Genomic DNA, 13,672 nt, shown 5'->3' with positions numbered 1-13,672 from the left:
CAGGGGATATTCGACATCACCTATTGAAAGGACTTGCTCAACTGAACACCCACCAGTTTTTCGTTCAGCTCGGCGTAGGGCAGGCCCAGGTTCTGGTCAAGGCGGCTTGCATAGATCCGAAAAGTCAGTCCGTTCTGCAGCTCCTTGACATAGTCGAGCGTGGTGTTGCGCGTGGGCACCTCTTCACCACCTGCTGCCAGGCGAACCCACTGGCGCGAGTGGGAAAGGGACAAGCTCCCCCAGACCGGGCTGTAGCTGCTCAGATCAAAGCCCACGCTGCGCACCACCATGCGGCCATCTCCTCTGGACAAATGGCTCTTTCGGCCTGCAAAAACACTGGCCGAATATGAACTCAGCCGGAAGGCGTTTTGCGCCAGATCTTGCGCGCTATGGCCGACAGACACCTGCCAGTCCCGTACTCGCTCTCGCTCGCCCGACTCAGCAATCACATCCTGGCCTGAAAGACCCGATTGCGCAGAGCCTTGCCAGCCGCCGCTCACCATGGAGACCGAAGCCTGCGTCTTGTGAGCACGCGAGGTGTTGTCGGCGTTGTCGCTGCTGCGAGTCCGAATGTCGTGAAGCGCGAGCATGCCGCCATTCATCCATTCAGGTTGCCAGCCGATCTGGTGGGTGGAAGTCATCAACCGGGCCTCATAGACGTCGTCTCCCCATGGCTGACGGCTCATGCCGTCGCGCCAGTCATGCAGCCAGCTGAACCCGTTGTCCCACTGAAGGCCATTGGTCAGATAGGATTCTCGCGAGCCGGGGTACGCCGCCGCACCCAGACCCGTCCATTGCATGCCGAGTTCATGATGTCCCAGACCCAGGGAGTACTGCCCATCGCTCCAGGGGACTGACCCCTGAAGATTGAGGTTGTGAGCCTGCGCCGAGGTCCGCGATGCTTGAGACGTGTTGCCGGCACGGCTCCACCCTTGCTCCATCACCAGATCAAGGGTTTGCCCGCCGCCAAAGCTTCGCCGGTACGACAAACCCAGGGTCGAGCTTTGCGCGTTGTAGGCCGGCTCCGGCAAGCTGTCTGCATAGGAACTATCACCAGCCACAGACGCCGCCATGCCACTGAGCTTGCGGTCGTCGAAGGTCTGTACCGTGGCAAATACGGTGACCTGCTCATTCAAGGCGGTGTTGAACTTCAGGCCATGAACGTTTCGCTTTCGCAAAGGAACATCGCTGGCATCGGGCAGCGCCTTGGTCCCGAACAAGGTTTCCCAGCTGTGAACCACCACCCCGCTGAAGCCCTCCACGGAGTGCCGGCTTCCTTGCCATTGCGCTGAAATGCCACGCAAGCCCGTGCTGGCGCCCAACATGGAAAAGTTGGCCACCACATCACCAGCGGCCGCACGGCGCGAAGCATCCCCAAACCCGGCCTGCAAGGTCGTGATCTGATTGCGGTAAAGCGAATGGATGGCAGGATCGGACGAATGGGTGTTGGCAAAGAAGACATGCGATGTCTGCCCATCACCCTTTTGGGATTGCCATTCCCCAGAGGTGGTGACGCTGTGGAAGTCCCCATTCCGGTATGGCGTGAGCTCCTGCGAATCCGCAGGTGCCTCCACCCGGCGCTGATATGCGTCCACCGACGCCGAAACTGACCAGGTCACACCGCCAGCCTCGTCCCGCGATACCTGAACCTGCTCGCCGGTCTGCTCCGACCACTGTTCAAGAACGGCCTCGTTGCCGGATTGTGCGTGGACCGCCGGCATGGGGAGACAAACACCCGCCACCGCCGTCGCCCACACTGCCGCTCTCGAGCTTGGCTTTACGGCCATGGCGGTACCGTCCCGGGGCAAGCCCCCTCGTGCAACCGTGAGTGGGGCCTGGTGCGCGCGATCCCTGCGCCTGCAAACATGGTGAACTCCTGAATCAATCAGACACTCAAGCGAAGTGCCTACCAACCAGAAGTTACCGTTCACCCCTCATGTGTTGCATGAGTGAACTCACGCATTTTTGCTCGCCCCTCCCCCCCAAACAGGTGAGGCTCGCGCGAGGCCCAGCGTTTCAGCGGCTTTCGAGCAGCCCCTGCAACACCACACCAGTATGTGTGCCCAGCCGAACCACCTCCTCTGGTGGCGCAGACGCAACAATCCGCCCTCCGCCTGAGCCTCCTTCGGGTCCCAGATCGATGATCCAGTCCGCTTCGGCCATGACGTCCAGGTCATGCTCGATGACCACGACACTGTGCCCACCGTCCACCAGTCGGTGCAGCACCCGGATGAGCTTTTCCACATCGGCCATGTGAAGGCCCACCGTGGGCTCGTCCAGGACATACAGCGTGTGGGGCGCTTTCTGCCCACGCCGCCCAATGTCGTCTCGCACCTTGGAAAGCTCGGTCACCAGCTTGATGCGCTGCGCCTCGCCACCACTGAGGGTGGGTGATGGTTGTCCCAGCGTCAGGTAGCCAAGACCCACATCTTTGAGCAATTGCAGTGGATGACTGATGGCGGGCATGGAGGCAAAGAACTCCACAGCCTCGTCCACTTCCATCTGCAACACCTCGCCAATGTTCTTGCCCTTCCAAGTCACCGAGAGGGTCTCCGGATTGAAGCGGGCACCATGGCACACCTCGCACGGCACCTTCACGTCGGGCAAAAAGCTCATCTCGATCGTGCGCATACCCTGGCCTTCGCAAGCCGGGCATCGGCCTTCACCGGTATTGAAGGAGAAACGGCCGGGCGCGTAGCCTCTGGCCTTGGCCTCCAGCGTGCCTGCGAACAGCTTGCGCACCGTATCCCAGAAGCCGATGTAGGTTGCCGGGCATGAGCGCGGTGTCTTGCCGATGGGCGTCTGGTCGACCTCCAGCACACGGTCTACCGACTCTGTGCCCAGCAGCCTGGCGCAGCCCACCCACTGCGGGCGCTCTCCAGCATCCCAGCGCTTGCGCCCCGCGGCGGTCTGGCGCATGGAGACCGCCTCGGCCACATTGGTCAGCAAGACATCTCGCGCGAGTGTGGATTTACCCGAACCCGATACGCCTGTCACGACCACCAGATGGTGCAAAGGCACCTCCGCATCCACCGACTGCAAGTTGTGCATGCGGGCGCCTTTGAGCGCCAGCATCGGGGTGTCTTTGGCCACCGCACGACGCGGCTGAAGCGGATGCTGCATGGCCTGCAGCAAATAGCGCCCCGTCACGGAATCGGCGGATTGTGCAATGTCGCCGGGCGAGCCCTGAGCGACCACACGACCGCCACGCTTGCCCGCACTGGGACCGATGTCAATCACATGATCTGCGCTGCGGATGGTGTCTTCGTCATGTTCGACCACCACCAGAGTGTTGCCCTGATCACCCAGTTTGTGCAGCGCGTTCAGCAAGATCTTGTTGTCGCGGGCATGCAAGCCGATGGTGGGCTCATCGAGCACATAACAGACGCCTTGCAAGTGGCTGCCCAACTGTGCCGCCAGACGGATGCGTTGTGACTCACCGCCACTGAGCGTGGGTGCTCCCCGGTCCAGCGTGAGGTAACTCAGACCCACTTCTTCCAGAAAGCTCAGTCTGCTCTCGATCTCTGGCAGCAGATCGCGCGCGATATCGGCTTCACGCGGCGACAAAGCACTCCCCGCCATCAATGACTGAACCCACAACCTGACCTCCGAGACCGACAAGCGCGCGATGTCGGTGATCGCCACGCCCGCAAAACGAACAGCGCGAGCCTGCATGTTCAGGCGAGTGCCCAGGCAATCCGGACAGGCTTCATCACCCAGCCCTTCAACTTCGCGCTCGGCAAAACTCTGCTCGCGGCCACGCTCCTTGTCGTCGCGCACCGAGTCGTCCAGCTCCTTGCGCTGTTCTCGCGACAGCGCCAAGCCCGTACCCACACAGGATGGACACCAACCGTGCTTGCTGTTGTACGAAAACAGGCGCGGGTCGAGTTCAGCGTAACTGGTGCTGCACACCGGGCAGGCCCGGATGGTAGAGAACACTTCCACGTTGCCCAATCCTGCCGTGCTCTCGCCTTCGGCCAAGGCGTGTTGCAATCCATCAAGGGGCGTCAACACATGCACCACGCCTTTGCCGTGCTCCAGCGCCTGTGCCAGGTGACGACGCAGCCAGGCCTCGTTGGCGGCATCCACCACGCCATCGGCCACGGGCAGCTCGATGGTGTGCTCCTTGAAGCGGTCAATGCGCGGAAAGCCATCGGTGGGAAGAAACTCGCCATCGACGCGCAAATGGCTGAAGCCGCGGGGGCGTGCCCAATCCGCCAGTTCTGTGTACACACCTTTTCGGTTCACCACCAGCGGCGCCAGCAAACCAATGTGCTGCCCGGCGTAGCGTTTGAAGATGGCCGCCGCAATGCTGTCCGCGCTTTGTGGCTTCACTTCTGCGCCATCGTGCACACAAAGCTGCGTGCCCAGCTTCACGTAGAGCAAGCGCAGGAAATGCCACACTTCGGTGGTGGTGCCCACGGTGGACTTTCGGCCGCCGCGCGACAGCCGCTGTTCGATCGCCACCGTCGGCGGGATGCCGTAGACGGCATCCACCTCAGGGCGTCCTGCCGGTTGCACAATGCTGCGCGCATAGGCATTGAGGCTTTCCAGGTAGCGGCGCTGCCCTTCGTTGAACAAGATGTCGAAAGCGAGTGTGGATTTGCCCGAACCGCTCACGCCAGAGATGACGTTGAACTTCCCCCGTGGAATGTTCACCGTGAGCTGTTTGAGGTTGTGCTCCTTCGCGTTGATGATTTCAATGGCGTTGTCACCGCGGTCCAGCTGCCGCGGTTGACGCACCGGCCAGGCCGTCCCTGCTTCTGCCACCTCGTACACCTCACCCATGGCCTTGGCGTAGTCGCGCAGCGCCTTGGCGGTGTGGCTGCTTCGGTGCTGGCGCACTTCTTCCGGTGGGCCTTCGGCCACCACCAGGCCGCCGCCCGCGCCACCTTCAGGTCCAAGGTCGATGAGCCAGTCCGCCGCACGGATCACATCCAGGTTGTGTTCGATGACGATGAGCGAGTGCCCCGCCTCCAGCAGCTTGCGCATGGACCGCATGAGCTTGGCAATGTCGTCGAAATGCAAACCCGTGGTGGGTTCGTCAAAGAGGAACAGTGTTCCCTTCTTCGCCAGTTTTTGCTTTGATGCGCTGGCCGATTTGGCCGCATCCGCCAGAAAACCCGCCAGCTTCAATCGTTGTGCCTCGCCGCCCGAGAGCGTCGGCACCGGCTGCCCCAGCTTGACGTATTCCAGCCCCACATCGACGATGGGTTGCAGCGCACGAATCACGTCGCGATCGTCTGCAAACAAAGCAGCAGCTTCCGATACCGTCAATGCCAGCACATCGGCCACATTCAACTGCCGGCCACCGCGCTCCAGACGCACTTCCAGCACTTCTGGCCGGTAGCGCTTGCCGTCGCAATCGGGGCAACGCAGGTACACGTCCGAGAGGAACTGCATCTCCACATGCTCAAAGCCCGATCCGCCACAGGTCGGGCAACGCCCATCACCACTGTTGAAGCTGAACTTGGCTTGCGTGTAGCCCCGTTGACGCGACACTGGCGTCGCTGCGAACAGCGAGCGAATGGCATCCCAGGCACCGACATAACTCACCGGGTTGGAACGCGCCGTCTTGCCAATGGGCGACTGGTCCACATAGACCACATCGCTGAGATGATCGCCCCCCAGCAAACGATCATGCTCGCCCGGCGACTCCGTCGCTTTGCCGAAGTGGCGCATCAAGGCAGGCGCCAAAACGTCCTGGATCAAGGTTGACTTGCCGGAACCCGACACACCTGTGACCACTACCAGCCGCTGCAAGGGGAAGTCGATGTGCAGGTTCTGCAGGTTGTGCTCGCGCGCACCTTCCAGAATCAGCCGAGGCGTGCTGTCGGTCACCATGCGCTTGATGCCCATGCCCACCTGCTTGCGGCCACCCAGGTAAGCGCCTGTCAGCGTATCGGCGCGGCGAATGGTCTCGGGCGTGCCATCAAAAACAATCTGGCCGCCTCGCTCGCCGGGGCCTGGCCCCATGTCGATCAATCGGTCTGCCGCCAGCATCACGGCCGGATCGTGCTCCACCACCACCAGCGTATTGCCAGCATCGCGCAAACGGAGCATGGCTTCGTTGATGCGTTCCATGTCACGCGGGTGAAGGCCGATGCTTGGCTCGTCCAGCACAAACAAGGTGTTCACCAGCGAGGTGCCCAGCGCGGTGGTGAGGTTGATGCGTTGCACCTCACCGCCAGACAAGGTGCGGCTTTGACGGTCCAGCGTGAGGTAGCCAATGCCCACCTCGCACAGGTAGCGCAAGCGGGTGTTGATTTCTTCGAACAGCAGCCGCAAGGCCTGTGCTTGTCCGTCAGTCCCCGCTGCCTTGCCTTTGGGCAATGCGTTTTCCAAAGCCTGGAAGAAGCTGCGCAGCTTGTCCAGGGGCATGAGCATCAGGTCGTGCAGACACAAGCCAGGCAAGGCTTCGAGCTGGGCTCTGTCCCACTTCACGCCCTCCGGCATGAACCGCTGTGTGGCGTCCAGCACGTCATCTGCCTGCGCTTTGGTGCCCAATCGCCACAGCAGGCTGTCACTCTTGAGCCGGGCGCCCCGGCAAGACGGGCATTCCGTGTAGCTGCGGTACTTGGACAGCAGCACCCGGATGTGCATCTTGTAGGCCTTGCTCTCCAGGTACTCGAAGAAGCGGGAAATGCCGTACCACTGCTGGTTCCATTTGCCGTTCCAGTTGGGCGACCCGAACCTGACCCAGTTCTGCTGTTCCTGGGTGAGCTTGGCCCAGGGCGTATCACGCGGAATGCCGGCGGCCTCCGCGTGCTTCATCAGATCGTCCTGACACTCCTTCCACGCCGGTGTCTGGAACACTTTCACGGCACCACCGCGCAGGCTCAATCGCTCGTCGGGAATGACCAGGCCATAGTCCACACCAATCACCCGGCCGAATCCCCGACAGGCATCGCAGGCGCCCACGGCCGAGTTGAAAGAGAACATCGAGGGCGTGGGCTTCTGATAGCGGATATCGCTTTCCGGGCAGTGCAATCCGGTCGAAAACCGCCAGATCACAGGTTCAACGGCTTCGTCACGCCCCAGCACATAGACCATGAGCTTGCCGCTACCACGCTTGAGCCCGACTTCGATGGCCTCCATCACTCGGGCATCGTCTGCCTTGCTCAGGCGAAAGCGGTCGGCCACCACATCCAGGACCTTGACCGACTCTCCCGACAGTGATTTGGATGCCGCCGATCGGCTACCCTTTCTGGCTGCCGCCTTTGGCTTGGCAGTCTTGCCAGCGGAAGCGCTCTTGTCAGCCACCAGATCCGGAGCGCGCTTGACCACTCTTTCTGCCTGCACTCGCGTGTACCCGCTGGCCGAGAGCCATTGCTCGATCTCTTCCGCGCTCGTTTCGGGCGGCAGCTCAACGGGAAACGTCAGTACCAGTCGGGGCTCTTCATCGCCCATTTCGGCAACACGCTCGCGCAATGCCGCCATGATGGTGGCTGGCGAATCGTGCCGCACGGGTTGTCCTGTCTCGCGATCAAACAGGTCTCCACCGCGCGCGAACAACAATTTGAGGTGATCGTTGAGTTCGGTCATCGTCCCCACAGTGGAGCGGGAAGACCGAACAGGGTTGGTCTGATCGATGGCAATCGCGGGTGGAACCCCTTCTACCCGGTCCACTGCCGGCTTGTCCATCCGATCCAGAAACTGGCGTGCATAGGCGCTGAACGTCTCCACGTAGCGACGTTGCCCCTCTGCAAACAAGGTATCGAAGACCAGGCTGGATTTGCCCGAACCACTGGGACCGGTGACGACAGTCAACTCGCCCGTATGGATATCCAGATCCAGACCTTTGAGGTTGTGCTGCCGCGCACCCCTGATGAGAATGTTGCCTTGCGCACCTTCCTGATTCGCTGGCGATGCATGGGGCTGTCGGTCAGCGCTTTTCGTTGCAGAGGCGGTGCGAGAGGTAGACATGCAGGACTCCAGGAAAGGAAGCCAGACATTCTACGGATTGAGCCCGACTTGTGCAGGGCCCTGGACTTTCACCGTCATTGGCCGACAGCGCGGGAGGTGAAAGGGCGTGGGCTGGCAGGCTTGAGTCTGACCATCCATACGGCATCACAAAAAAAGACACCGGTCGACCGACCGGTGTTTCTGCAAAGGCGACGCCCCTGACAAGCTGCGCCGCGAACCTCAACCTACATGAGAAAGCCGGACTCAGGCGCCCATGATGCCCAAGTCGGTAACCGGAAAACGTGAGAGACCTGGCAGGATGCTGCCCAGTGTCGATGGCGAAGCCCCCATCCACCGCAGCAAGGATGCCGAATACTGTTCCACGCTGGTCGTCGGAATCCAGCGGCCCTGATCCTGCCACTGGTTCACTCCATGATCATTCGGACCCAGGATTTCCAGCTGTGGGAACTGGCCATAGGTCTGCCGGCCGTTGACGGCACCACCCATGATCAGATGATGGTTGCCCCATGCGTGGTCGGTACCATCCGAAGCATTGGGCTTGAATGTTCGCCCGAAATCACTCTGGGTAAACAGGGTGACTGCGTTCTGCATGCCAATGGCTTTCATCGCTGCATAGAAGCTGCTCATGCCCATGGCCAGACTCTCCAGCAACCGCTGATGCGAGCCGGACTCGCCGCCTTGGCCATTGTGCGTGTCATAGCCACCCTGCGCTGCCATGAAGATCTGGCGGTTGCCTTGCACCACACCGCGGTCCATCACCATCCTGGCAATCATGTAGAGCTGGTTGCCCAGGCCACCGTTGAAGCCGCTGGAGAAGTAGGGCTCAAATGCCGCATCGATGGCAGCATAGCGAGGGTTATCACCGTCGTTTCGCCGGACGCCGATGATCGAGCCAAGACGATCAGCCACATCAAACGCGTTGTTCTGCTCTTTGATCAGCGCGTTGAGCATCTTGTTGGACTCGGATGCGTTGGCATACATGTTCTCCAGCGCGCTGCGCCGCGCTGTCGGTACCGACCAGGAACCATAACCCTGCAAACCGAACGTGGATCCTGGGCGAGAAGGCAAGCTCAGCCCTGCTCCCGCGTCAGACAGGCCGTAGAGGCCGCTTCCGCCAAAGCTCATGACCGGGTTGGTCATACCCATGTTGTCAGCCGCGCGTCCACCCCAGCCAGTGCGGGCTGTGGAGTTCACGCCTGCAGCAGTCCACAGTGTCTGCTGGTCAGAGTGGGAATACAGTCCGTTTGGCAGTCTGGCGTCACCACGACTGAGTGCCAGGAGCTGCTCTTTGGTCATGGGTGAATGAATGGGACCGACGTTGAAAATCGGTGCCAGCGCACCCTCGTTCCATACGCTTTGCAACGACGCCATCGCGGGGTGAAGTCCAAACGGCACACCACTCAGATTGACCAGCGAATTCCTCGGCAGCCCTATTGAACCACCACGGACCGCGTTGTACTGGTCGTACCGGCTATCTGTCGGGACGATCATGTTGTTGCCGTCATTGCCACCGTACAGGAAGAGGCACACAAGGGCACGATAGCCGGACTGGGCTTGCGCGGTGATGGGGGCCAGTGCCGAGAGGCTGGTCACGCCCAGCGCCTGGGCAAGACCGGCGCCACTGGCCTTGAGCAAACCACGGCGACTGATGTTCATGTTGGATTTCGTCATGTCTGTCATGCTCCTGTGGATCACCGGATCATCTGATATTGCGGTGAAGCAAAGACCAGATAGGCCGCCTGTCTGATCCGGTTGCGCAAGAACTCGTAGTAGTCGTTCCAAGTCCCCTGTGCGGGCTGCCTGACTGCGGTCACTGCAGCAATCACATCTGCACGGGCGGCTTCCGGCAAGGGCTCGCCCAGAGCCAGATTGGAGATGTGGTCCACCAGCGCCTCTGGGTCTTTGGCCAGTTTGTAGAAGTAGTGGTAGCGGAAGTTCGTACCAAACGTTCTGCTGAAGGACCTGTCACGGTCATAGGCGCCCCACCACAGCATTCGGTTGAGGTAGTTCATCCGGGTCATCGCTGCGTTGGAGTTGAAGATGGCGAACTCCGGCCCCACCATACCTGGCTCGCCCGATAGTGGGTAATCAGGCGGATAGAAGTTGAACACCGACGGCGACTGGAATACCGGCTGGGGATCAGCCCACTCGTAGACAAAAGGAACGCCATCGGTGTAACCGCCCATGGAGCGCAGCACAGCGGCCTGGAAGTGCACGGGTTCGCGCAGGCGCCCAAACGAACTGTCCGGATTTGGGTTGCGAGCTTCCTCGTCAAGCAGGATCGCAGCAATCACGGCGCGCATGTCGCCCTTGTTCCCTCGGCCAAATCCACGGAAGGTCCCGGTTTCAAACGCTGCTGCAACGCGTGCGACGTAGGCCGGAGAGGGGTTGCTGGTCACGAGCTTCTGTATCAGCTGCTTGCCAATGAAGGGCCCGGTATTGGGGTGCGCCATGATGCTGTCGACAACCATTTCCACTGCCTCCAGGGTCTTGTGTCCCTCGGGCAGGGAAACGCCTGCAAGCAAGTCGCGTGCGGAGCTGTCATGCATGGCTTCCACTGGCTTCATGTAGCCGTGGTAGTACCTGCAGTTGGCCCCTCTGGGCCAGCAGCCCCAGTAATTGGCGCCGCCTTTGGGGTAGGTCAGACCAGTCAGCGCAAACGCATAGTTGCGGACCATCTCATTGTCGTAGGTGGGCACACAAGTGCCTCCGCGCAAGGTACCGTCAGAGTTCAGTTCGCAAGTTCCGATGGAGAACAGCTGGAGCAGCTCACGCGCAAAGTTCTCGTTGGGCTCCTCTTTGTCATTGTTGACGTGATCCAGGTAATCGCCCATGACAGGCTGAAGAATGACGCCTCTGATGATGTCCCGGAAGTTGTAGAACGCCGCTTTGAGGAACATGTTGTTGTAGAAGCGCATGCCATAGACAGCAGAGATTTCGTGCGTGGACACGACAAATATCTGCTGATAGGCGAAGGCCACCCTCTGCCGCAGCTGATCCGACCGGTAGGTTGCATTCCGGTAGAAGTCCATCACCAGCGGAACATGGGAGTAGTAGTGCCGCCAGCAGTACTGACTCTTGTACCTGGGCAAATCGCAGAAGCTGGTCTGGCTCTTGACCTGATGGATACGGCCTGAACCCCCTCTGGAGTAGTAGGAGCGCCAGGTTCTCATCTGAGCGCTGACCCAACGTTCGACGCCATACTTCTTGACGTACTGGGTCATCGCGTAGGTGGGTCCGAACGTCGCCTGATCAGCCAGACGGATGGCGTCTCTCTGCGTGGTAGGCTGGTGATAGAAGCGGCCACCATACCCCCGAGGAGCGTTGTAGACGGAGGTTCGGGTGCTCGCGGTCGATTTTTGCGTAGCGCTTGACGAGGCGCTTGACGTGCTGCTGAGAATTTTGGCCGCTGCAGTGGTGGTCATGCCAGCTTTCTCCACCATGCCTATCGACATCGTGCCTGCATCGACCATCTTGTCCAACGGGTCAGTCAGCGGAGGATCATCCGCTTCCATGAAGTCACCGAACTCATCTTCTTGTTCATCTGACAACTCATCGGCGGACCATTGCGCCATGTCAACCGTCTCTTCCTTGTCGGCATTGCTGCTCGAGCCGGCTTGGTTTTCGCCACCGCAGGCGGACAGCACCACAGCACCTGAAACCATCAGTGCAAGGACCGCCTTGCGATAGATTTCTTCGATTGGTACCGGTGAATAGAAAGGGTTTCGGAATTTCAGTTTCATGGCGTTACAAAAACTGTAAATTAATACATTCCTGCTAAGGTCTTGAAATTGTTGAGGATTCCGTCGCGAAACCAAAATGTGTCGGATCACCGGTAGTCCAGAGAGGCTGAACGGCGTTGACTGAGCAAAAATTGTCAGTCGGCATCAGTCCCTAAGCAGGTGCAGCCAAAATTTGTCGACCAACAAGCAAAAAGGCGCCCGAAGGCGCCTTTTGCAGGTGAAATACCCGGTTTTGCTATGGTTTTACGATAAGGACCGGCGTATCGGAGTGAGTCAGCACTTTCTGCGCAACGCTTCCCAGAATGAGTGCTTGCACGCCCTGGCGGCCATGAGAGCCCATGACAATCAGGTCACATCCTTCCGCTTTGGCGGTTTCGATGATGCCCTCATAAACCACATTTCGCTCAATGGTGTCGCCTGCGCAGACCACACCTTGCGCCTTGCAGACATGGCCCAAGGCCTCAAGTGCTTTGCCGGAGGCCGAGTGGGCTTCGCTCATATACGCTTGCAGGCCGGCGGCAGAGGCGTCACCGATGCCGATGTACGGAAATGGGTCAATCACAAAGACCCCCACCACTTCGGCGCCCTGCGATTTGGCGAGCTCAGCGGCCACCTCAGCAGCTTTCTGTGCGAGCTCGGAGCCGTCGGTCGGCACCAGAATCTTCTTGAACATGGTCAATCACTCCTAGGTCAGGGATGTTTATATGTCCATCCTACCCGTACTTGGCGCTTCCGATTTGCGGTGAGTCAACTCCCGTCAACACTGCTCGCCGACGCAGCCGTCGCATGACCAGCGCCAATCACACAGGAGACCCGCTGCTCACCCCCGGCCCGGCACAATCACAGCTTATCCGCCAGCCTTCCCGACCAGGACGCCACGCGCCGCACCTTCCGTCATCACCATGCCAAACAAATCCCCAGAACCCGTTGTCTTCGAGCCAGAATTTGTCGAAGGCGTCCGGCTGATCTTTGAGGAACGCATCGTCTTCAATCAGGTCCTGGGCCTGCGCATCAGTGATATCAGACCAGAGTCCGTGACGGCATCCATTGCCATGCGGGAAGACCTTATTGGCCATTTCGCGCACCATCGCATGCATGGTGGTGTCATCAGCGCCGGCCTGGATGCCATGGGTGGGCTTGCGGTGATGGCTGCCATCGGCGCTCGCCACATGGACGAGGCGCCTGAAAAGCGGCTGCTCCGGTTCAACAAGCTTGGAACCATCGACCTGCGCATCGATTACCTTCGCCCGGCCATTGCAGAGAAGTTCGAACTGCGCGCCCAGGTGATGCGCCTGGGCTCACGCGTCGCCACCACACGCATGGAATTCCTGGCCCCCGACGGCAAACTGCTCTCTTGCGGCTCCGGCGCCTACATCGTCTCCTGAACCGCATCCACGCCAAGCCGCCTTCCAGCCAAGTTGCATCAGCGCATGTAGACCTTGTGCAGCGTATCGGTATCCGCTTCCACCCGGACCACGCGGCCCGACTGACCGAACACGACGGTATAGGGTGAAAAGCTCCAGAGCCAATAGCGCCACCGCGTGTCTTCCAGGTCCGGGGTTTCGCTCGAAATGGGGTAACCCAGGGCCACGGCGACCTGCTCACGCGTCATGCCCTTGGTGACTTTCCCCTTTTTCACCGCTTTGCGGACTCTGGGACCGGCTTTGGCGATCACTTTCCTGGGGTCCTGGTCCAGGATGTACCGCCGGGCAAACGTCTCCATGTCGAGGTCGCGGCTGTAGTCATTGCCCAGCCACTGTGATTCACCATCGATCGTGATCTCGACCCGGTAGCGCCCGATGCCCACGAACTGAACCGGTGTGCCGTAGGGAATGACACGCTTGCCCGACTCCACGTAGTTGCTGTCGGATATCCAGCTGCCATCGGTTCGCATGTTGCAGCACAGATAACCCTCGGCAGGCACGTCCTGTGCCCAAGCAGGCACCGGGGCAGACAGCGACACGGCCAGTGATGTCACTGCACAGATCTTCATGACTCCATTC

The 13,672-nt window shown here is 60.3% G+C and carries 7 protein-coding genes; 1 reads left to right on the top strand and 6 read right to left on the bottom strand.

Features of this window, described 5'->3' with window-relative positions:
• Nucleotides 1–20: 20 nt before the first annotated feature.
• The 5 genes from ABWV89_RS14555 to ABWV89_RS14535 all read right to left on the bottom strand — a co-directional run bounded on the left by ABWV89_RS14555 (nt 21) and on the right by ABWV89_RS14535 (nt 12,342).
• The gene (locus tag ABWV89_RS14555) at nt 21–1,721 is read right to left on the bottom strand and encodes a hypothetical protein (RefSeq protein WP_353398199.1); all 1,701 of its coding nucleotides are present in this window, start codon (nt 1,719–1,721) and stop codon (nt 21–23) included.
• 295 nt (nt 1,722–2,016) lie between these two features.
• Entirely contained in the window at nt 2,017–7,926 is a 5,910-nt protein-coding gene (gene uvrA, locus ABWV89_RS14550; protein WP_353398196.1) for an excinuclease ABC subunit UvrA, read from the bottom strand.
• Between the two features lie 243 nt (nt 7,927–8,169).
• Nucleotides 8,170–9,597, bottom strand: coding sequence for a DUF1501 domain-containing protein (locus ABWV89_RS14545; RefSeq protein ID WP_353398193.1), 1,428 nt, complete (start codon nt 9,595–9,597; stop codon nt 8,170–8,172).
• A gap of 20 nt (nt 9,598–9,617) precedes the next feature.
• On the bottom strand, nt 9,618–11,669 hold the full coding sequence (locus ABWV89_RS14540) for a DUF1800 domain-containing protein (protein WP_353398190.1): 2,052 nt from the start codon (nt 11,667–11,669) through the stop codon (nt 9,618–9,620).
• Between the two features lie 235 nt (nt 11,670–11,904).
• On the bottom strand, nt 11,905–12,342 hold the full coding sequence (locus ABWV89_RS14535; RefSeq protein WP_353398187.1) for a universal stress protein: 438 nt from the start codon (nt 12,340–12,342) through the stop codon (nt 11,905–11,907).
• 229 nt (nt 12,343–12,571) lie between these two features.
• Here ABWV89_RS14535 and ABWV89_RS14530 point away from each other — a divergent pair, with 229 nt between their 5' ends.
• Complete coding sequence (locus tag ABWV89_RS14530) at nt 12,572–13,054, top strand: thioesterase family protein (RefSeq protein WP_353398185.1); 483 nt, start codon at nt 12,572–12,574, stop codon at nt 13,052–13,054.
• A 38-nt stretch (nt 13,055–13,092) separates the two neighbouring features.
• Here the strand turns inward: ABWV89_RS14530 and ABWV89_RS14525 are convergent, their stop codons facing one another.
• Nucleotides 13,093–13,662: a hypothetical protein gene (locus ABWV89_RS14525; protein ID WP_353398182.1), complete on the bottom strand. Its 570-nt coding sequence runs from the start codon at nt 13,660–13,662 to the stop codon at nt 13,093–13,095.
• Between the last annotated feature and the right edge of the window lie 10 nt (nt 13,663–13,672).

The organism is Hydrogenophaga sp. 5NK40-0174 (assembly GCF_040372165.1).
Lineage (GTDB): Bacteria > Pseudomonadota > Gammaproteobacteria > Burkholderiales > Burkholderiaceae_C > Hydrogenophaga.
This window is presented reverse-complemented; position numbering and strand designations above follow the sequence as displayed.